This is a genomic window from Bradyrhizobium sp. AUGA SZCCT0105, assembly GCF_018129565.1.
In the GTDB taxonomy this organism is placed as follows: domain Bacteria; phylum Pseudomonadota; class Alphaproteobacteria; order Rhizobiales; family Xanthobacteraceae; genus Bradyrhizobium.
Genome location: NZ_JAFCMK010000001.1, coordinates 619,817 through 639,262 on the forward strand (window position 1 = coordinate 619,817; position 19,446 = coordinate 639,262).

The following is a 19,446-nucleotide window of genomic DNA, read 5'->3' on the forward strand; positions in this document are numbered from 1 at the left end:
GCCATGGATCCGTCAACGCCCTTCATCCGCCGGCCGGTCGCAACCACGCTGTTGACGTTCGGGCTTGCGGCGGCCGGCCTTGTCGCGTTCTTCAAGCTGCCGGTGTCGCCGCTGCCGCAGGTGGATTTTCCGACCATCTCGGTACAGGCGACGCTGCCCGGCGCCAGCCCGCAGGACGTCGCGACCACGGTTGCAAGCCCGCTTGAGCGGCATCTCGGCCAGATCGCCGATGTGACGGAGATGACGTCGTCGAGCTCGGTCGGCTCGACCCGGATCACGCTGCAGTTCGGGCTGAACCGCGACATCAACGGCGCGGCGCGGGACGTGCAGGCTGCGATCAATGCCGCGCGGGCCGATCTGCCGACCAGCCTGCGCAGCAATCCGACCTACCGCAAGGTCAATCCGGCGGACGCGCCGATCCTGATCCTGACGCTGACGTCGGATACGCTGACCCGCGGCGCTCTCTATGATGCCGCCTCCACGGTGCTGGCGCAGAAGCTGTCGCAGGTCGAGGGCATCGGCGAGGTCGTGGTCGGCGGCAGCTCGCTGCCCGCCGTGCGCGTCGATCTGATCCCGCAGGCGCTCTACAAATACGGCATCGGTCTGGAAGACGTCCGCGCGGCGCTGTCGAGCGCCAATGCCCACAGCCCCAAGGGCGGCATCGATGTCGGCGACCAGCGCTACCAGGTCTACGCCAACGACCAGGCCAACAAGGCCGACGACTACAGGTCGCTGATCGTGGCCTACCGCAATGGCGCGCCGGTTCACCTCTCCGATGTCGGTGAGGTGGCCGACGGCGTCGAGAATTTGCGCAATGCCGGGCTCGCCAACGGCAAGCCCGCGGTGCTGCTGATCCTCTACCGGCAGCCGAACGCCAACATCATCAGTACCGTTGACCTGGTGAAGGGGCTGATGCCGCAATTGCAGGCCTCGATTTCACCGGCGATCGACATCGGTCTCGCGGTCGACCGCTCGACGACCATCCGCACCTCGCTCCGCGACGTCGAGCGGACGCTGGTTCTGGCGGTGATGCTGGTCATCATCGTGGTGTTCGCGTTCCTGCGCAATTTGCGCGCCACCTTGATTCCGGTGGTGGCGGTCTCGGTGTCGCTGGTCGCAACCTTCGGCGCGATGTACCTGATCGGCTACAGCCTCGACAATCTGTCGCTGATGGCGCTGACGGTGGCGACCGGCTTCGTGGTCGACGACGCCATCGTCGTGCTGGAGAACGTCACCCGCTACATCGAGGAGGGCCTGAGCCCGCTCGAAGCGGCGCTGAAGGGCGCCAACGAGGTCGGCTTCACCGTGCTGTCGATGAGCATCTCGCTGATCGCGGTGTTCATCCCGATCCTGTTGATGGCCGGCATCGTCGGGCGGTTGTTCCGCGAATTCGCGATGACGATCTCGATCTCGATCCTGATCTCGCTCGCGGTCTCGCTGGCGACCACCCCGATGATGTGCGCGGTGCTGCTCAAGCCGGACCACGGAGGCCACGGCCGGCTCTATTGGGCCAGCGAGCGCTTCTTCGAGGCGATGCTGAATTTCTATCGCAGGACGCTGACCGCGGCGCTGGCGCATCCGCTGTCGGTGATGCTGATCCTGGCGGCGGTGTTCGGCCTCAACTTCTATCTCTACAGCGTGATCCCGAAGGGCTTCTTCCCGCAGCAGGATACCGGGCGGCTGGTCGGCTCGATCCAGGCCGACCAGAGCGTGTCGTTCCAGCTGATGCAGCAGAAGCTCGCGCAATTCGTCGGGATCATCCAGAAGGATCCGGCGGTCGAGACCGTGGTCGGCTTCACCGGCGGCGGCCAGACCAATTCCGGCTTCGTGTTCGTCTCGCTGCGTCCGCTCGACCAGCGCAAGATCGGCGCTGACGGCGTGATCTCGCGGTTGCGCCGCGAGATGGCGGTGGTGCCCGGCGCGAGCCTGTTCCTGCAGGCGGTGCAGGACATCAGGGTCGGGGGCAGGGCCTCGAACGCGCAGTATCAGTACACGTTGCAGGGGTCGACGCTGGAGGAGCTCAATGACTGGACGCCGAAGATCGCGGCGGCCATGCAGCGCGATCCGAACCTTGCCGACGTCAACAGCGACCAGCAGAACAAGGGCCTGGAATCCGACCTCGTGATCGACCGCGACGCGGCGGCGCGGCTCGGCATCACCGTGAGCCAGATCGACAACACCCTCTACGACGCCTTCGGCCAGCGTCAGGTGTCGACGATCTATGTCGCGCGCAACCAGTACCATGTCATCATGGAGGTCGCGCCGCGCTACTGGCAGACCCCCGAGACGCTGAAGGACGTCTACATCAGCACGTCGGGCGGATCGGTCGGCGGCTCGCAATCGACCAACGCGGTGGCCGGCACCGTGGTGGCGCCGGGAACCTCGAGCGCGGCCAGTTCGACCAATGCTCAGGCCGCGCGCAACCAGGCCACCAATTCGATCGGTTCGACCGGGAAGGGCGTGGCCTCGACCGGATCGGCCGTCTCGACCAACAGCGAGACCATGATCCCGCTGTCGGCGGTGGCGGCGTTCAAGCAGGGCGCGACGCCGCTTGCGGTCAATCACCAGGGCCTCCTGGTCGCCAACACCATCTCGTTCAACCTGCCGCCGAACGTGTCGCTGAGCACCGCGGTCGGCAGCATCGAGGCGACCATGAACCGGATCGGCGTCCCGGCCACGATCCGCGGCACCTTCCAGGGCTCCGCCAAGGCGTTCCAGGATTCGCTCAGCAACCAGCCGTTCCTGATCCTGGCCGCGATCGTCACGATCTACATCGTGCTGGGCGTACTCTATGAGAGCTACGTCCATCCGCTGACCATCTTGTCCACACTGCCCTCGGCAGGTGTGGGTGCCTTGCTGGCGCTGATGGCATTCAAGACCGAGTTCAGTATCATGGCGCTGATCGGCGTCATGCTGCTGATCGGCATTGTGAAGAAGAACGCCATCATGATGATCGACTTTGCGCTGGACGCGGAACGCAGGCGCGGGCTGGAGCCGCTCGAGGCGATCAAGGAGGCATGCCTGCTGCGTTTCCGTCCCATCATGATGACGACGATGGCCGCGCTGCTCGGCGCCGTGCCGCTTGCCATCGGGATGGGCGACGGCGGCGAGCTGCGGCAGCCGCTCGGCATCGCCATCGTCGGCGGCCTGATCCTGAGCCAGGTCCTGACGCTCTACACGACGCCGGTCATCTACCTCTATCTCGACCGGTTCCGCTTGTGGGCCCTGCGCGTCCGCCGCGGCGGCGCCATGCGGATGCCGGGCTCCTCACTTCAACCGGGCGAGTAAATGCCGACAGGTGCAGCGTTGCATAGTCTTCGAATATTGCGGAAACCGGTCCGGTTTCGGCGCGCGGCCGCGTTCGGCGGCCTCGGCCTTGGTCTGAGCCTCGGCCTGACCGGCTGTATTCCCGGGGTGGAGAAACCCGAGCTCAGTCTCGAAGTGCCGGCGAGCTATCGCGCCGCGGCCAAGGGCGATGCCGACGCCGCCGTTCCGGCGCTCGCCTGGTGGCGCGGCTTCCGCTCGCCCGAGCTGACCGGGCTGATGGAATCCGCGCAGCTCTACAATCTCGATATCGCGGTGGCGATCGCCCAGATCGTGCAGGCCGACGCGCAGGCCGGCGTGTCCGGCGCCGCGCTGCTGCCGTCGATCTCGGGGTCGGCCAATGCGGAGCGTCAGAAGGTCGCGACGGGATCGAATTCGTCGCTCGGCGGCAGCAGCGGTACGTTCTCGCAGTACAGTCTGGGACTCAGCGCAAGCTATATCGTCGATTTCTGGGGCAAGAACCGCGCGACGTTGTCGGCGTCGGAAGAGAGTGCGACGGTTTCCCGCTACAATCGCGAGGTGGTCGCGCTGACCACGATGGCGACGGTGGCCAACACCTATTTCCAGGTGCTTGCGGCGCAGGACCAGATCAAGGCCACCCGGCGCAATTTGGCGGCAGCCGAGCGCATCCTGGCTTTGATCAAGTCGCAATTCGCCGGCGGCACCGCCTCGCAGCTCGACCTGTCGCAGCAGGAGGCGCTGGTCGCCACGCAGCGCGCGGCGATCCCGCCGCTCGAGGTGACGCTGGGGCAAAACACCGCCGCGCTCGCACTGCTGGTGGCGCGCGCGCCGGCCGATTTCTCGGTGCGCGGCGGCAGCACCACGCAGATCTCGGTGCCGCGCATCACGCCGGGGATGCCGTCGGAATTGCTCTACCAGCGGCCTGATGTCCGTCAGGCCGAGGCGCAGCTCGCGGCCTCCAATTTCAGCGTCGACGCGGCGCGGGCGGCGTTCTTCCCGCAGATCCAGCTGACCGGCACCACGGGCTTCCAGAGTGCGGCGCTCGCCTCGCTGTTCGCGCCGGGCGCCTGGTACTACACGCTCGCGGCCGGGCTGACCCAGCCGCTGTTCGACGGCTTCCTGCTGGAGAGCCAGCTCAAGCTCGCCAAGGGCCAGCAATTGCAAAACCTGCAGGCCTATCGCAAGGCGGTGCTGTCGGCCTTCGCCGATGTCGAGAAGGCGCTGATCGCGTTGCAGAAGTATACGCTGCAGGAGCGGCTGCAGTCCGACGTGGTGGCGAGCTCACGCAAGGCGTTCGAAGTCTCCGAGACGCAGCTGCGCGGCGGCACGGTCAATCTCATCACGGTGCTGCAGACACAGCAGACGCTGTTCACGGCTGAACTCAACCTTGTCTCGGTGCGGCTCAACAAGCTGCTGGCGGCGAGCAGCCTGTTCCAGGCGCTCGGCGGCGGCTGGACGCCGGCCGGCACGCTCGCGGCGGCAGTGCCATGAGGTCGGTCATGCAACGGTTCGTCACACCGTTCGTCGTTACCCTCGTCATCGCGCTGACCGCGCCGGTGGGCGCGGCCCGTGCGCAGCAGCGGCCACCGAACAGCATTCCGCTCGCCTTCGGCATGAGCGCCGACCAGGCCAGCCAGTCGCTCGGCGTGCCCCTGAACTATGTTCGCGGCACGCCGGGCAATGAATTGTTCGTCGCGCTGCCCAATGTCAGGGGCAGCGTGCTGTCGAGGCGCAGCGACGGGCTTTATCTGCAATTCGGCAAGGGACGCCTGATTGCCTGGAAGGGCGACTGGGGGACCATTCCGCAATGAGAGCCTTCGCCATGACCGCCATCAGAGCATTGATCGCCTGCGCCGCCATCGCGCTCGGCACCGCCGCTGCCTCGGCCCAGAACTTGTCTCATGACTTGGAGCCGCAACGGTCGCTGCGTTACGGCAGCACCGGCGGCGTGTATTTCGACGGCAGGAATGACGACCGCGACTTCCGCAGCAACGGCTCCTTTCCGGGCAGCTTTGCCGCCGATCCCTTCAGCGCGGGCTTCGGCGCGGCGGGTCTGTTCGGTTCGACGCCGTATCACTCCGCGCGGCCCTATCCGTCGCAGGTGATCTTCGGCGCGCCATGTCAGGACTGCCGTCCACATCGCACGCGGCGGCACCGCGATCGGCCTGATTGAGAGGTTGGGGAAGCGGAAGGCGCTTCTAGCTCTTGCGCAGAAGGTCGTCGATGATGCGCAGCTTCATCCAACCGGCCTTGTCGATAATCTCCCTGCGCAGCGTGTCCTTTTCCATCTCATATTGCTCGCGCGAGATGTCGCGGCCGCCGCTCGCGGTGATTCCGAATGTCTTGAGCAGGGCGTTGTGCTGCGCCTCCCAGGCGATCACATGCTCGGTCATGAGCTGCGTCACCGCCGGAAGGAAGCCGGGATGGCCTGCCAGGCCGCATGTTTCCGTGGTCTGCGGATCTTCCGCCAGCATGATCACGTTCCACTCGTCGTAGCCGATCAGACCCAGCTGCGCGTAGAGAAACGCGCCATGCGGCCCGTCCCAGATCTTGTGGTCGATGACCAGGAACGGCAACGCACGGCAGTGGCCGTGGCGCGCCGTCATGTCACGGTTGAAACTCTCGGTGCGCTCTTGCAGCCGTTGGTTGGCCGCGGCAAACACGGCAAGGCGATTGTCCGCCGCCGGCACGATGCTGGCTGCGTCGTCGGGCACGAACCCCGCATCGCGCAGCATCGGCCCGATCCGCGGATCTTCCCACTGCCTCCTGTGAAAGGCGGGTGCCGCGCCGTCGGCGCCCGGTGCCGGACGCACGGACTCCCTAGGATCGCCCGACGTCGCCTGCTTCTTTCCAAAAACCACCCTGCGCTCGAACATCGTGCCGTTCCTGCCAAGCTGGAGGAAAAGCATGGCAAACAACGCCCAGATTTGTCTTAACCCGTCAGGGCAAGCGGCCGCGATCGAACAACAGGGTGACGCGGCCGTTAAGGCCAACGCGAAAATTCGATCAATCCGCCACCATCAGCGGCCTAACTGGCGGCAGCGCTTGTCGATTTCGCCGGCGCCGGGGTGACGCGGGCAAACCGCACCACGAAGCGGGTGCCCTTGTGGCTGGGGTCGCGCTCGACGCTGGCGTCGAGCTTGACGGCCATCGCCGCGACGATGCGCTGGCCCATCCCGGTGCCGCGTGGATCGGCCTTGTCGGAGAAGCCCACGCCTTCATCGCTGATCGCAAGCTGCAAATCGTCCGCGTCCGGCTTCAGCTCGACATGGATCGGGCCGGCGCCGTCGGGATAGGCGTATTTCACGGCGTTCATCACCAGCTCGTTGACGATGATGCCGATCGCGACCGCGCGGTCGGGATCGATCTCGACCGGCTCGGCCTTCAGCGTCAGCCGCGACATCTTGTTGCCTTCGGCCGATCGCCTGAGGTCCTCGAGCAGCGCCTCGAGATACTGGTTGAGCATCACCGTTTTGAAGTCGTGCGAGGTGTAGAGGCGGCGGTGCACCTGCGCGACGGCGGCGACACGGCCCATCGCATTGGTGAGCGCCGCCTTGACATCCTGCTGGGTCGAGGAATTGGCTTGCAGATGCAGCAGCGAGGCAATGATCTGCAACGAATTGCCGACGCGATGGTTGACCTCGCGCAGCAGAACCTCGCGCTCGGCGGCGAGCGCGGCGTACCGGTCGCGCGAGGCGTGCACCTCGGCCTCGGCCTCGTCGCGCGCCTTCTGGATCGCGGCGCGCCGGACCGCGCCGTTCACCGCGACCTGGAGCAGGGGGATGAATTCGCCCCTGACGTCCTTGACCAGATAGTCCGCCGCGCCGGCCTTCAGCGCGGTGACGGCAATCGCCGAATCCTGCGAGGCGGTGACGAACACCACCGGCGGTGCGTCCGCAATCTTGAGCATCTGCTCCAGCGTCTCCAGCCCATCGAGGCCGGGCATGTACTGGTCGAGCGCGACGACGTCGATGCCGCCCTGGGCGAGCCGCTCGAGGCCTTCCTGGCCGCTTGCGGCGTGCACGACCTTGTAGCCCGCGCGCGTCAGCCCGCGTTCGACCAGGCGCGCCAGCGCCGCGTCGTCGTCGATGTAGAGCAGTGTCGGCGTTGCGCTGGTCATAGGGAAGCTGGCGGCACCTGAATCACGGAAAAGAACAGGCCAAGCTGGCGAATGGCGTTGGCAAAGCTTTCGTAGTTCACCGGCTTGGTGATGTAGACGTTGCAGCCGAGTTCGTAGCAACGCTTGATCTCCTGGGAGTCGTCGGTGGTGGTCAGCACGACCACCGGCGTCGCCTTGAGATGCTTGTTTTCCTTGACCCGCTTCAGAATATCGATGCCGGTCATGTCAGGCAGATTGAGATCAAGCAGGATGAGCAGGGCCTGGCCCTTGCGCTCAACCGCGCTGCCATCCTTGCCGAACAGGTAGTGCACGGCCTCTGTACCGTTGGTGAACGGGACGATCTCATTGTTGACACCTGAGCGCCGGATATTCCGCTCAATCAGGCGGGCATGGCCCTCGTCGTCCTCGATCATGATGATGGTGACTGGATCGCTCATGATTCTTTGTCCCGGTTCTTGCCTGAGTTCTTGCCTGACCATTTGATAGGCAGCGTGATCGTGAACGTGCTGCCATTGTGAAGTTCCGATGTTACCGACATGGTGCCGCCCAGTCTGCGCACAAGTGCGCGGACATGGGCAAGCCCGATGCCCTGACCAGGCTTGTCCTGGGTTCCGGCACGGCGGAATAGATCGAAGATGCGCTGGTGGTCCTTCGGATCGATGCCGCGGCCATTGTCGGTCACTTCGAAGATCGCAAAACCCAGCTTGGTGCGGCCCTCGATCGAGATCTCGCCGGGGACGCCGTCCTTGAGGTACTTGAGTGCATTGTCGATCAGGTTGGAGAAGATCTGCTCCAGCGCGAGGCGGTCGCTGACGAGATTCGGCAAAGCGCCGACCTCGACGGTCGCATTGGCCTCGGCCGCCTGATGCGCGACCGTCTTGACGATGCCGTCGATCAGCTCGCGGAGATCGATCCGCTCCGGCTTAAACTCGCGGCGGCCCTCGCGGGTGAGATTGAGGATCGCGCTGATCAGGCGGTCCATCTTGGCGATCGACGATTTGATGAAGCCGAGCGATTCGTTGAAATCGTCGGATAGCTGCTTGTCGGATCCTTCGAGCTCGGGCTCGGCCACGTCGGTCGCGTCTTCCATCGCCGGCGCCAGCGATGCGGTGCGATTGAGCGTGGCGATGCGCTTGAAGATGTCGCCGCGCAATTCCTCCAGCTCGCTGGTGAAGCCCATGATGTTGACCAGCGGCGAGCGTAGGTCGTGGCTGACGATATAGGCGAAGCGCTGGATTTCCTCGTTGGCCTCGCGCAGGTCGGCGGTCCGTTCGTCGACGATGGTTTCGAGATTGACGTTGCTGTCGCGCAGCCTGGCCTCGGCCTCGTCGCGCGCCCGCGAGGACTGCCGCAGCAGCACGAGAGAGAGGGCGGCGAGCGCCAGCACCATGCAGGAGCCGGCGATGGTGACGGAGGAGGCGAGCACCTGGGTCCTGTCCGCGGTTGCGGTGCGCTCAGCCAGCAGCCGATCCTCCTCGGTGCGCATGTCGCGGCCGATCCGGGCGATCGCTTCCAATGCATCGGCCGAAGTGCCCTGGCGCAGGATGTCGACGCTGGTCGCGGCGTCGTTGTTGTTGGCGCGCTCGATGCTGAGGGCGAACTCGGCCAGCCGTTGCTCGACGGCGGCTTTCAGCTTCGCGGCATTGGCGACCTGCGCCGGATTATCGACGGTCATCATCTGGAGATGGCCGAGCGCGGCCGGGAGCGCCGCCGCGGCCGACTGGTACTCAGACAGGTATTGTGGTGCTGACGTCAGCAGATACGCCCTGGTCGCGCTTTCGGCGCGCCTGACGTCAAGCAACAGATTGGCAACCTGGCTCTCCACCTCGACGGTATGGACGACCCAGGCGTTGTCCTCACGCGCCTTGTTGACCAGCAGGACGGACGCCACGCTGACCGCGACCAGCACGAAAAATCCCGCCGAGAGCAGCAGGATCTGTAACGTGGACCGGCGTCGTGAAACTGGTGTCACGACGGTCTCTTCGCGAGAGTGGGATTCAATGCGTCCCCGTGGAAAGCCAACAACCCTTTAGTACGTTTGAGCGGGGCGCTGGGTTCCACAAAGTTCCAAACTATTTCGGGGCGTCGGATGGCTGGCCGGCGAGATACTGCTCCAGCCAGTGGATGTGATAGTCGCCCTCGATGATGTCGGGCTCGCGCACCAGCGCGCGGAACAGCGGCAGCGTCGTCTCGATGCCGTCGACCACCATCTCGTCCAGCGCCCGGCGCAACCGCATCAGGCATTCGCCGCGGGTCTTGCCGTGCACGATCAGCTTGCCGACCAGCGAGTCGTAATAGGGCGGAATCACGTAGCCCTGATAGACGGCGGAATCGATCCGCACGCCGAGACCGCCAGGCGCGTGGAATTGCGTGATCCGTCCGGGCGACGGACGGAAGGTCTGCGGGTTCTCCGCATTGATGCGGCACTCGATGGCGTGGCCGATGATCGCGATCTCGCTTTGCTTGGCCGGAAGCTCGCCGCCGGCGGCAATCCGGATCTGCTCCAGCACCAGATCGATATCCGTGATGCTTTCGGTGACGGGATGCTCGACCTGGATGCGCGTGTTCATTTCGATGAAATAGAATTCGCCGTCCTCGTAGAGGAATTCGATGGTACCGACGCCGAGATACTTCATGTCCCGCATCGCCTTGGCGCAGGTCTCGCCGATCCTGGCGCGCGCCGCCGCGCCAAGCACGGGCGAGGGGCCTTCCTCCCAGACCTTCTGGTGACGGCGCTGCAGCGAGCAGTCGCGCTCGCCGAGATGGATGGCGCCGCCGCGGCCATCACCGAGAATCTGGATCTCGATGTGGCGCGGCTTCTGCAGGTATTTCTCCAGATAGACCGAGGCGTCGCCGAACGCCGACTTGGCTTCGTTGGCCGCGGTCGTGAGCGCCAGCGCGAGGTCGGCCTCGGTGTGGGCGACCTTCATGCCGCGGCCGCCGCCGCCGGCCGCCGCCTTCACCAGCACGGGGAAGCCGATCTCCTTGGCGATCGCCATGGCATCGTCGTCCGCCGTCACTGCGCCGTCCGAACCGGGCACCACGGGGATGCCGAGGCGCTTGGCGGTCTTCTTGGCCTCGATCTTGTCGCCCATCAGGCGGATGTGCTCGGCCTTCGGCCCGATGAAGCCCAGATTGTGATCGGCGAGGATCTCGGCGAAGCGCGCATTCTCGGACAGGAAGCCGTAGCCGGGATGCACGGCGTCGGCGCCGGTGATCTCGCAGGCGGCCAGCAGCGCCGGGATGTTGAGATAGGAATCCTTCGACGGCGGCGGCCCGATGCAGACGCTCTCGTCGGCGAGGCGCACATGCATGGCGTCGGCGTCGGCGGTCGAATGCACCGCGACGGTGGAGATGCCGAGCTCCTTGCAGGCCCGGAGCACGCGAAGCGCGATCTCGCCGCGATTGGCTATGAGGATCTTGTCGAACATCGCAGCGCCTGACGTTGACGGAAGCTATTCAATGATGACGAGCGGCTCGCCGAATTCGACCGGCTGGCCGTCCTCGACGAGGATCTGCGTCACGGTGCCCGCGCGCGGCGACGGAATCTGGTTCATCGTCTTCATCGCCTCGATGATCAGAAGCGTCTGGCCGGCCGTGACCTTGCTGCCGACTTCAATGAACGGCTTGGCGCCAGGTTCCGGAGCCCAATAGGCGGTGCCGACCATCGGCGAGGGCACGACGCCCGGGTGTTTCGCCATGTCGGCGGCGGCAGCGGCGGCAGCCGGCACTGCCACCGGGGCGGCAACCGCATGCACGGCTGACGGCACGGAGGCGGCGATGCTGATATTGCGCGCGACCCGGACGCGCAGGCCGGCGCGCTCGATCTCGATCTCGGTGAGGTTGGTCTCAGCAAGCAGCAGCGCGAGCTCGCGGATGAGGACGCTGTCGTCGTTCTTGGAGTCGTTCTTGGACTTTGCGGCTGGTTTGTCGTCTGGCTGGCGCGCCATGTTGTTTGATCCGAAATCTCTGTCTGGTGACGGGGAACGTCAGGATTGACGATTAAGTCTTTGCCTTCGCACCGATCCTGGTGGCGAGGCCGATGATCGCAAGCCGGTAGCCGTCGATGCCGAAGCCGCAAAGTGACGCGAAGGCGGCTTTAGCAGTGAACGAGTGGTCCCGGAAGCTCTCGCGGGCGTGGATGTTGCTGACGTGAACCTCGACGGCGGGAATCTTGACCGCAACCAGCGCGTCATGCAGCGCGATCGAGGTATGGGAGTAGCCGCCGGCGTTGATGATGATGCCGAGCGCCTTCTTGGCGTGAGCCTCATGGATGAAGTCGATCAGTTCGCCCTCGCGGTTGGACTGCCGGCAGTCGGCGGTCAACCCGAACTGCCGCGCGGTGTCCGCGCACAGCTTCTCGACGTCGGCGAGGGTGGCATGGCCGTATGTCTCCGGCTCGCGCGTCCCCAACAGGTTGAGGTTCGGGCCGTTCAGCACATAGATCGTTCCGGCAGCAGCCATTTCCATGGGTTCCGAAGGGGAAAGTGGGCCGGGTTATAGGTAACAACCGGCCGCAGGGGAAGTCTTTAGGTGAAATCGGAACGTCTTCAACAGCTTCCTTCGCCCTGTTAGATAGCTGCCGTAACCTACGGAAATTGCTGATTAACCAAATCTGGCGGAAGGCGGGCCGGGGGTGTGCTCCGGCCAGCCATCCACTGGCGACTGCGGGGTGCAGCCGCATGCAAAACCCCGCCCCTGAGGGGGCGGGGTTGAGATCGAGGCGAGGGCCCGTCATGGCACCCTCGCGCCGAGGCCGAGGTCAGCCCTCGATGATGTAGACGATCTCATGGGTCTCCGGCTGCACGATGATGTAGCGGCCGTGGACCAGGATGAACTCGTAACCGCGCCACTGCGGATAGATCGTCACGACGCGCTCCGGCACCGGGTAGAAGTGCACGTCATTGGGAACGCGGGTGCCGACCGCCACGTTGAAGTTCACATTGGTGGCTTCGGTGACGTGCTCCGACCTGATCGCCGTCGAGATCTGGGTGCGCTTCTCGGCCGGCGGAGCCGCGGTGGCCGACGTCGCCGCATTGCCGGTCGTGGTCTGGGTGCGGCTGGTGTCGTTGGTCTGGGCGTGGTTGGTGTCGGTCGGGCTCTTGGTCTGAGCGTTCTGGTTGGTGGTGGCGCCGCTCTTCTCGCGGCTCTCGGCGGCGTTGTTCATCTTGCCGCTCTTGTCATGCTCCTCGGCCTTCATGTTGCCGCTCTTGTCGCGGCCTTCGGCCTTCATGTCCTTCGAACCTTCCTTGGCGCCCTTGGTCGCATCGTTCTCCGAGCTCATGCTCTTCGACTTCTGCGTGTTCTCCTGTGCACCCTTGGTGGCGGGGCCGGACTTTTCGGACTCGGCGCCCTTCATGCCCGACGCCTCATCCTTCATGCCTGAAGAAGACTCACCGGTCGTGGAGTGCTCGGAACCCTTCATGCCGCCCGTATCGCGCTGCATGGTGCCCGACGATGCGCCACCGGACGGTGCGCTGTGCTGCACGGTCGCGCCACCGCCGGCCCCGGACTCCTTGTTGGCGCCGCCGGCGCCCTGTGCATTCGCAAATCCGGTACCAGCGATCAAAGCCGCCGCAGCGACCGAAATCAGAAAGCGGTTAGACATTGTAGTCCTCCTCGTTATTCAGCATTGCCCGCGCCGACAACGGGAGAGGATGTGCGATGTTCCTGTTGATTTGCGGTTCCTTGCAGATTGTTTCTTGTGTGAACGCGCGATGAACGATTTGCGTTTCAACCGCAGGCCCAGTCGAACTCCATGCTCGCAAGGTCGAGCTGGCCGTTGCCGCCGCCGAAATTGAATCCGCCGAAATGCTCTTCGATCTCGAGATAGGTCGCGCTGTATCTCGGCGTCCACTGGTTCGGAAACATCGTTCCGCCGAGATGGTTGCGGCCGTGCAACCGCTCGAGACCGCGTGCACTGCCTTGCTCGCCGTAAGGCGCGATGTAGTCGCCGAGTTCGCCCTTGTGCAGCAGATGATCGCGCGGCGGCTTGCCGACATTGGGATCGTCGTCGCGCGGCGCAAGTGCGATGCCGTAGGCGTGGTGCCCGGCCTCGGGGATGCCGCCGAACAGGCGGTACCAGTATGTCTTCTCCAGCGCGTCGCTGCGGGTGCGGCCGACGTTGACGTCGAACGCCGTGCGCGCCGCCCCCTTCACGAGCCAGCGCGGAGGCGAATTGGTTTCCAGCAGCGGATTGCCGGCAAGCTCCGGCGGCCGGCAGAGCGGTCCTGCGAACTCGGTCTCCGTGAGCCAGATCGCCACAAAATTGTGGTCGATGATGTCCTTCATCCGAAACTCCATCGGATGACGGTTCTGCCGATAGGCGAAGTAGGGCAGCAGATTGGGATCGGATGGACGCGCGATGGTCTCTGCCGCGAGATATTGCGCGACCGCGTCGATCTCGACGGGTTCGTCATATTGCTGATCGGCGAACATGGCGAGCGCGACATAGGCGTCACCCTTGGCGCGATACTGCGCCGGGACGCGCAGCGTGAAGCAGTGCTGCATCGGAAAGCCGTCATGGGGACTGAGCGGCCATTGCTCGGTGCGAATGCCCGATGGCAGACCGTAGCACCAGCCATGATCGTGGTCGGAGCCACGCTGTGGCGCGGTCTTCAGGAGGGTGAGATCGTAGCCAAGTGTTGGTGGAGCAAGGGTTGGCGGGGCCAGTGTTGGCGGGGCCAGGGGCATGGCGCGCGACTTCCGTTATTGGTGATGCCCCTTGGTTGCGGCCAGCGCGGAAGCGGTTCGGTGCCGCAAACAAAAAAATCCGACTGCCAGGCAGCCGGATTTTTCTTGATGGATGAGCGCTGTCGAAGCGACGATCAGCAGGTCGCCTTGCCGCAGCGGGCAAGGCCGATCTTCTCCTTGAGACCCTCGACGCCGACCGCGCCGATCACGACCTGCTTGCCGATCACGTAGCTCGGCGTGCCGTTCATGCCCATGGATTCAGCGAGGCGGAAGTTCTCCTCGATGGTCGCCTTCACCTCGGGGCTTGCCATGTCCTTCTCGAGCTTGGTCATGTCGAGACCGACCTCCTTGGCGACCGCCAGCGCGCGCGCCTTGTCGGCGGCGCCGCGGCCGCCCAGGAGCTTCTGGTGAAACTCGAGATACTTCTTGCCGGTCGGATCCTGCATGCGCACGGCGACCGCGACCTGCGCGGCCTCGACCGAGCCCTGGCTCAGCACCGGGAATTCCTTCAGCACGACCTTCAGCTTCGGATCTGACTTCATCAGGTCGAGCATGTCGGACATCGCGCGCTTGCAGTAGCCGCAATTGTAATCGAAGAACTCGACGAAGGTGACGTCGCCGTCCTTGTTGCCGAGCATGACGCCGCGCGGCGAGTTGAAGATCGTGTCGGCGTTCTTGGCGACGCTCTGCTCATGCTTCTCGGCTTCGGCGGCGGCCTGCCGCTTGCTGAGCTCGTTCATCGCCTCTTCGAGCACCTCGGGATGCGCGATCAGGTAGTTGCGCACGATGGTCTCGATGTCGCCGCGCTGGGTATCGTTGAAGCTCTGCGCGGACGCAGTCAGCGGCGCGGCGCAAATACCGAGCGCGAGCAGGGCAGGGGCGAGAAAACGAAGCGCTGGCATGGCAAAATCCTTGTTCGAGGTGGCCCGAAATTCGGCAGGGCCGCGGGCTGGTTTCGGTGATCGTTGTATGGAACTACGGTTTATTTCTAGTTGTTTTTCTGACCCGGCATCGGCTTGGCGCTCACAATGTCGTCAGCTTTGACCCAGCCGGGCGTGCCGATCGCGAACCGCGTCTTGGCGCGCGACGCCAGTTCGCGGGCGGTCTTGTTGTCGCCGCGGAGATAGGCGGCCTGCGCCGAGGCGAGGTCGGCCTGGGCATAGTCGCCCTTGCGGCCATAGGCCATCGCGAGCTGGGTATAACCGAGCGGCGCCTCGGGCTCGCGCGCCACGGCGGCGCGCAGCATGTTGATCGCATCGTCGGTGTAGGCCTTGTTATCGGAGGCGACCAGCGCCTGGCCGAGCAGCATCTCGATCAGCGGCGAGCTGCCGGAGAGCTGCACCGCGCGGCGCAACGGCGCGATGGCCTCCGCCGGCCGGCCGCCTTCGAGCAGCGCCTGGCCGCGCAACTCGTAGAAATAGGGATTGTTGGGCTGGACCTGGATCAAGCCGTCGATCTGGGCGATCGCCGAACGCAGATCGCCGTGCAGATAGGTGGTGATCGCGCGCGCATAGCGCGCCGGCAGGCTGGTGTTGGACAACGGATAGCGGCGGTAGACCGTGTCCTGCCGTTCCATAAAGCCGGAGATCTTGGCGCGCATCATGTCGTGACGCAGCTGCAGCGCCGGATCGTCCTTCTTGTCCCAATAGGGGCTCGAGCGCGCCAGGTCCTGCAGCGCCGAGACGCGGTCGACCGGCATCGGGTGCGACTGCAGATAGGGGTCGGCGCCGCGCGCGGCGAACAGGCTCTCGTCGGTGAAGCGCTTGAACGTCTCGTACATGCCCTTGGCGGACTGGCCGGTCGCGTTCAGGAATTTGACGCCGGCGCGGTCGGCGTTTTCCTCCTGCTGGCGCTGGTAGGAGAGCAGTGTGCGCTGAATGACCGACTGCGGCGCCGAGATCGCGGCGGCACCGGCGCTGGAGAGGCCGTTTCCAACGCCGCCGCTCGCAGCGCCTGCGGCCAGCGCGCCGACGCCGAGCAGCATCGCGATGATCATCTGGGTCTGCGCCTGCGCCAGCTGCTCGCGCATCTTGGCAAGATGACCGCCGGCCAGATGGCCCGTCTCATGCGCCAGCACGCCGATGATCTGGTTCGGCGTCTCCGATTGCAGCAGCGCGCCGTAATTGACGAAGATGCGGCGGCCGTCGGCGACGAAGGCATTGAACGAGCCGTCGTTGATGATCACGATCTGGATGTTCTGCTTCTCGAGACCGGCGGCGCGCAGGATCGGCCTGGTATATTCGCGCAGCAGCTGCTCGGACTCGGTGTCGCGCAGCACCGGCGGGCCCTTCTGCTGGGCTCGCGCCGGGACGCCGGGACCAACGGCGAGTGCAACCGCGGTCAGCAATGCGGTGAGCTTGAACGCCGTCGGCTTGAGGGTCCTGGCGCGAAGAGCGAGGCGGAACAGCATGGGCGATCTATCGGCGATTTCTGGCCGCGCGGCGGCAAAGTCCGGTTCCCGACCCGACCGGGGCAGGCGCGTGGCACAGTCTGTTGTTTTTGCAGTTCTTCTTCACGCGAACCGGGTATGCACTTGGCCTGAAAGCGTTATAAGGAGCCACCGAATGCGGCCAGTCTGGGGCGGTCGCCGGTATCGGAACCCGAACCCGGCAGCGGCCGTCCAATAGCAGAAATCCATGCGTGAAGCGACAGCGAGAGACCGTGTGAGCAGCCTTTTGACAGCGTCCGGCCGGAGCGATGTTCCGCCGTTCATGGTGATGGACGTGATGGCCGCTGCGGCGCGAATCGAGGCCGCGGGTGGCCATGTCATCCACATGGAGGTGGGGCAGCCCGCCGAGGGGGCGCCGAAGCCGGCGATCGCCGCCGCACAGGCCGCGCTTGCCGGCGGGCGGATCGACTACACCTCGGCGCTCGGCATTCCCAGTCTGCGCGCGCGCATCGCCCGGCATTACCGCGACACGTATGGCTGCGCGGTCGATGCCGAGCGCATCATCGTCACCACGGGCTCGTCGGGCGGGTTCATCCTGGCGTTTCTTGCGATGTTCGAGCCGGGCGACCGGGTCGCCGTCACCGTGCCGGGCTATCCGCCTTATCGGCACATCCTGACCGCGCTCGGCTGCGAGCCGGTGCTGATCGAGACCTCCGGCGACACCCGCCACGCGCTGACCGGGGAGGCGCTGCTGGCCGCCCATCGCAAGGCGCCGCTGAAGGGCGTGCTGGTCGGCAGCCCGGCGAACCCGACCGGCACGATGATGTCGCGCGAGGCGCTGTCGAGCCTGATGGCCGCCGCCGACAGCGCGGGCATCCGCTTCATCTCCGACGAGATCTATCACGGCCTCGACTACGCATTTCCTGCGGTGACGGCGGCGGAGCTGTCGCCGAACGCGCTCGTGATCAACTCGTTCTCGAAGTACTTCTGCATGACCGGCTGGCGCGTCGGCTGGATGGTGGTGCCCGATGTGCTGGTGCGGCCGATTGAGCGGCTGCAGCAGAACCTGTCGATCTCGGTGCCGACCTTGTCGCAGATCGCCGCCGAAGCGGCCTTCGAGGGCCGCGAGGAGATGGAAGCGATCAAGCGCGGCTATCAGGAGAACCGCCGCATCCTGATCGAAGGCCTGCCCAAGGCCGGGCTGACCAAGTTCCTGCCCGCCGACGGCGCGTTCTATCTCTACGCCGACGTCTCCGACTTCACCTCCGACAGCTTCGCCTTCGCCAGCGAAATGCTCGAGAAGGCGCATGTCGCAGCGACCCCGGGCGTCGATTTCGATCCGATCCACGGCCGCGCCTTCATCCGATTTTCCTATGCGCGTTCCGCGGCGGAGATGCAGGAAGCAGTTGCGCGGATCGCGCATTGGCTTAAATAGCCCGCAATCTTCAAGAGCCCTCGGTCTTGTCGGTTAGATCGGTTTCGCAAGCGCTGGCCCCGGTTTCGGCGGAGCAGCACGCGACAGATCGCCGCGGATAAACGGCAGGGCCGACACAGTTCCATTTGACTTGAACGGCCAAGTTGATCTTGGCTATTTCCGCCATTTCTGAGGGGGAGTGACACATGGCAGCGGCAACCGTTGCCACGGCTTCACCGGCGTCTGCCGGTAGCAAGCCGTGGTACAAGATTCTCTACGTCCAGGTTCTGATCGCGATCGTGCTCGGCGCGCTGGTCGGCTGGTTGTGGCCCAGCATTGCCACCAACGAGTGGATCAAGGCGCTCGGCGACGGCTTCATCAAGCTGATCAAGATGGTGATCGCGCCGATCATCTTCTGCACCGTGGTGTCCGGCATCGCCCACATCCAGGATGCCAAGAAGGTCGGCCGCATCGGCGTCAAGGCGCTGGTCTATTTCGAGGTCGTCTCGACCTTCGCGCTGGTGATCGGATTGCTCATCGGCAATATCGTCAAGCCGGGCGCGGGCTTCGGCAATGCGGCGGCGAACGCGCAGGCGGTTGCCGGCTATGCCAAGCAGGCGGAGGCGCAGAAGAGCGTCGACTTCGTGCTGCACATCATTCCGGACACCGTCGTCGGCGCATTCGCGCAGGGCGAGATCCTGCAGGTGCTGCTGTTCTCGGTGCTGTTCGGCTTTGCGATCATGGGCCTGGGTGAACGCGGCCACACCATCCGCTCGTTCATCGACGACGCCGCGCATGCGGTGTTCGGCGTGATCTCGATCGTGATGCGGGCGGCGCCGATCGGTGCGTTCGGCGCGATGGCCTTCACCATCGGCAAGTTCGGCACCGGCGCGATCCTCAATCTGATGGGGCTGATCGCGACGTTCTATCTGACGGCCGCGCTGTTCGTCCTCGTGGTGCTCGGCATCATCGCGCGGATCGCCGGGTTCTCGATCTTCAGGTTCCTGGCCTACATCAAGGATGAACTCCTGATCGTGCTCGGCACCTCGTCCTCCGAGAGCGCGCTGCCGTCATTGATGGAGAAGCTCGAACGTCTCGGGTGCTCGAAGTCGGTGGTCGGTCTCGTAGTGCCCACGGGCTATTCGTTCAACCTCGACGGCACCAACATCTACATGACGCTGGCGACGTTGTTCATCGCGCAGGCGTTGGGCTACGACCTCTCGTTCAGCCAGCAGCTCACGATCCTGGTGGTGGCGATGCTGACTTCGAAGGGCGCCTCCGGCATCACCGGCGCGGGCTTCATCACGCTGGCGGCAACGCTTGCGGTGGTCGATCCGCGGCTGGTGCCGGGCATGGCGATCGTGCTCGGCATCGACAAGTTCATGAGCGAGTGCCGCGCGCTGACCAATCTGTGCGGCAACGGCGTCGCCTGCGTGATCGTCGCCTGGTGGGAGGGCGAGCTCGACCGCGACAAGCTCAATGCCAACCTTTCCCGGCAGATCGACCCGACCGACATGGAGACCGCGCTGACGACGGACTAGAGCA

Annotated in this window: 17 protein-coding genes; 6 read left to right on the plus strand and 11 right to left on the minus strand. The window is 65.1% G+C overall.

Annotation, left to right across the window (positions count from 1 at the left end; genetic code table 11):
* The first annotated feature begins 3 nt into the window (after window positions 1–3).
* From JQ573_RS02915 to JQ573_RS02930, 4 genes are read left to right on the plus strand one after another with little or no spacing between them, the layout of a single operon-like run.
* Complete coding sequence (locus JQ573_RS02915) at window positions 4–3,288, plus strand: efflux RND transporter permease subunit (RefSeq protein WP_212317559.1); 3,285 nt, start codon at window positions 4–6, stop codon at window positions 3,286–3,288.
* Window positions 3,289–4,776 carry an efflux transporter outer membrane subunit gene (locus tag JQ573_RS02920; protein WP_212317557.1) on the plus strand — a complete coding sequence of 496 codons (1,488 nt, stop codon included), beginning with the start codon at window positions 3,289–3,291 and terminating at the stop codon, window positions 4,774–4,776.
* A gap of 8 nt (window positions 4,777–4,784) precedes the next feature.
* Window positions 4,785–5,096, plus strand: coding sequence for a hypothetical protein (locus tag JQ573_RS02925; RefSeq protein ID WP_212317555.1), 312 nt, complete (start codon window positions 4,785–4,787; stop codon window positions 5,094–5,096).
* 11 nt (window positions 5,097–5,107) lie between these two features.
* On the plus strand, window positions 5,108–5,458 hold the full coding sequence (locus tag JQ573_RS02930; RefSeq protein WP_249131198.1) for a BA14K family protein: 351 nt from the start codon (window positions 5,108–5,110) through the stop codon (window positions 5,456–5,458).
* Window positions 5,459–5,483: 25 nt separating this feature from the next.
* Here the strand turns inward: JQ573_RS02930 and JQ573_RS02935 are convergent, their stop codons facing one another.
* The 11 genes from JQ573_RS02935 to JQ573_RS02985 all read right to left on the minus strand — a co-directional run bounded on the left by JQ573_RS02935 (window position 5,484) and on the right by JQ573_RS02985 (window position 16,508).
* Window positions 5,484–6,278: a hypothetical protein gene (locus tag JQ573_RS02935; protein ID WP_212317551.1), complete on the minus strand. Its 795-nt coding sequence runs from the start codon at window positions 6,276–6,278 to the stop codon at window positions 5,484–5,486.
* A gap of 35 nt (window positions 6,279–6,313) precedes the next feature.
* Window positions 6,314–7,405, minus strand: coding sequence for a sensor histidine kinase (locus tag JQ573_RS02940; protein WP_212317549.1), 1,092 nt, complete (start codon window positions 7,403–7,405; stop codon window positions 6,314–6,316).
* Window positions 7,402–7,842, minus strand: coding sequence for a response regulator (locus JQ573_RS02945; RefSeq protein ID WP_212317548.1), 441 nt, complete (start codon window positions 7,840–7,842; stop codon window positions 7,402–7,404). Before JQ573_RS02945 ends, JQ573_RS02940 begins: the two co-directional genes overlap by 4 nt.
* A complete protein-coding gene (locus tag JQ573_RS02950) occupies window positions 7,839–9,377 on the minus strand; it encodes a CHASE3 domain-containing protein (RefSeq protein WP_212317546.1) in 1,539 nt (512 codons plus the stop codon). Before JQ573_RS02950 ends, JQ573_RS02945 begins: the two co-directional genes overlap by 4 nt.
* Before the next feature lie 100 nt (window positions 9,378–9,477).
* Window positions 9,478–10,836, minus strand: coding sequence for an acetyl-CoA carboxylase biotin carboxylase subunit (gene accC / locus JQ573_RS02955; RefSeq protein WP_092113729.1), 1,359 nt, complete (start codon window positions 10,834–10,836; stop codon window positions 9,478–9,480).
* A 24-nt stretch (window positions 10,837–10,860) separates the two neighbouring features.
* On the minus strand, window positions 10,861–11,355 hold the full coding sequence (accB, locus tag JQ573_RS02960) for an acetyl-CoA carboxylase biotin carboxyl carrier protein (RefSeq protein WP_212317544.1): 495 nt from the start codon (window positions 11,353–11,355) through the stop codon (window positions 10,861–10,863).
* Between the two features lie 52 nt (window positions 11,356–11,407).
* The gene (aroQ, locus tag JQ573_RS02965) at window positions 11,408–11,869 is read right to left on the minus strand and encodes a type II 3-dehydroquinate dehydratase (protein ID WP_212317542.1); all 462 of its coding nucleotides are present in this window, start codon (window positions 11,867–11,869) and stop codon (window positions 11,408–11,410) included.
* Window positions 11,870–12,167: 298 nt separating this feature from the next.
* Window positions 12,168–13,013 carry a DUF1236 domain-containing protein gene (locus JQ573_RS02970; protein ID WP_212317541.1) on the minus strand — a complete coding sequence of 282 codons (846 nt, stop codon included), beginning with the start codon at window positions 13,011–13,013 and terminating at the stop codon, window positions 12,168–12,170.
* Window positions 13,014–13,138: 125 nt separating this feature from the next.
* Window positions 13,139–14,098: a hypothetical protein gene (locus JQ573_RS02975; protein ID WP_212317539.1), complete on the minus strand. Its 960-nt coding sequence runs from the start codon at window positions 14,096–14,098 to the stop codon at window positions 13,139–13,141.
* A 134-nt stretch (window positions 14,099–14,232) separates the two neighbouring features.
* Window positions 14,233–15,000, minus strand: a complete 768-nt coding sequence (locus JQ573_RS02980; protein ID WP_092113737.1) for a DsbA family protein — start codon at window positions 14,998–15,000, stop codon at window positions 14,233–14,235.
* A gap of 86 nt (window positions 15,001–15,086) precedes the next feature.
* Entirely contained in the window at window positions 15,087–16,508 is a 1,422-nt protein-coding gene (locus tag JQ573_RS02985; RefSeq protein ID WP_212317537.1) for a M48 family metalloprotease, read from the minus strand.
* A 226-nt stretch (window positions 16,509–16,734) separates the two neighbouring features.
* Between JQ573_RS02985 and JQ573_RS02990 the strand changes: the two genes are divergently transcribed.
* Together JQ573_RS02990 and JQ573_RS02995 are read left to right on the plus strand one after the other, a co-directional pair.
* The gene (locus JQ573_RS02990) at window positions 16,735–17,922 is read left to right on the plus strand and encodes a pyridoxal phosphate-dependent aminotransferase (protein ID WP_212317535.1); all 1,188 of its coding nucleotides are present in this window, start codon (window positions 16,735–16,737) and stop codon (window positions 17,920–17,922) included.
* A 185-nt stretch (window positions 17,923–18,107) separates the two neighbouring features.
* On the plus strand, window positions 18,108–19,442 hold the full coding sequence (locus JQ573_RS02995) for a dicarboxylate/amino acid:cation symporter (RefSeq protein WP_212317534.1): 1,335 nt from the start codon (window positions 18,108–18,110) through the stop codon (window positions 19,440–19,442).
* The last annotated feature ends 4 nt before the right edge of the window (window positions 19,443–19,446 follow it).

Coding starts and splice junctions, on each gene's coding strand:
- aroQ (WP_212317542.1), bottom strand. CDS start 11,869: ATGGCTGCTGCCGGAACGATCTATGTGCTGAACGGCCCGAACCTCAAC.
- JQ573_RS02930 (WP_249131198.1), top strand. CDS start 5,108: ATGACCGCCATCAGAGCATTGATCGCCTGCGCCGCCATCGCGCTCGGC.
- JQ573_RS02925 (WP_212317555.1), top strand. CDS start 4,785: ATGCAACGGTTCGTCACACCGTTCGTCGTTACCCTCGTCATCGCGCTG.
- JQ573_RS02915 (WP_212317559.1), top strand. CDS start 4: ATGGATCCGTCAACGCCCTTCATCCGCCGGCCGGTCGCAACCACGCTG.
- JQ573_RS02920 (WP_212317557.1), top strand. CDS start 3,289: ATGCCGACAGGTGCAGCGTTGCATAGTCTTCGAATATTGCGGAAACCG.
- JQ573_RS02945 (WP_212317548.1), bottom strand. CDS start 7,842: ATGAGCGATCCAGTCACCATCATCATGATCGAGGACGACGAGGGCCAT.
- accC (WP_092113729.1), bottom strand. CDS start 10,836: ATGTTCGACAAGATCCTCATAGCCAATCGCGGCGAGATCGCGCTTCGC.
- JQ573_RS02980 (WP_092113737.1), bottom strand. CDS start 15,000: ATGCCAGCGCTTCGTTTTCTCGCCCCTGCCCTGCTCGCGCTCGGTATT.
- JQ573_RS02985 (WP_212317537.1), bottom strand. CDS start 16,508: ATGCTGTTCCGCCTCGCTCTTCGCGCCAGGACCCTCAAGCCGACGGCG.
- JQ573_RS02975 (WP_212317539.1), bottom strand. CDS start 14,098: ATGCCCCTGGCCCCGCCAACACTGGCCCCGCCAACCCTTGCTCCACCA.
- JQ573_RS02995 (WP_212317534.1), top strand. CDS start 18,108: ATGGCAGCGGCAACCGTTGCCACGGCTTCACCGGCGTCTGCCGGTAGC.
- JQ573_RS02940 (WP_212317549.1), bottom strand. CDS start 7,405: ATGACCAGCGCAACGCCGACACTGCTCTACATCGACGACGACGCGGCG.
- accB (WP_212317544.1), bottom strand. CDS start 11,355: ATGGCGCGCCAGCCAGACGACAAACCAGCCGCAAAGTCCAAGAACGAC.
- JQ573_RS02970 (WP_212317541.1), bottom strand. CDS start 13,013: ATGTCTAACCGCTTTCTGATTTCGGTCGCTGCGGCGGCTTTGATCGCT.
- JQ573_RS02990 (WP_212317535.1), top strand. CDS start 16,735: ATGCGTGAAGCGACAGCGAGAGACCGTGTGAGCAGCCTTTTGACAGCG.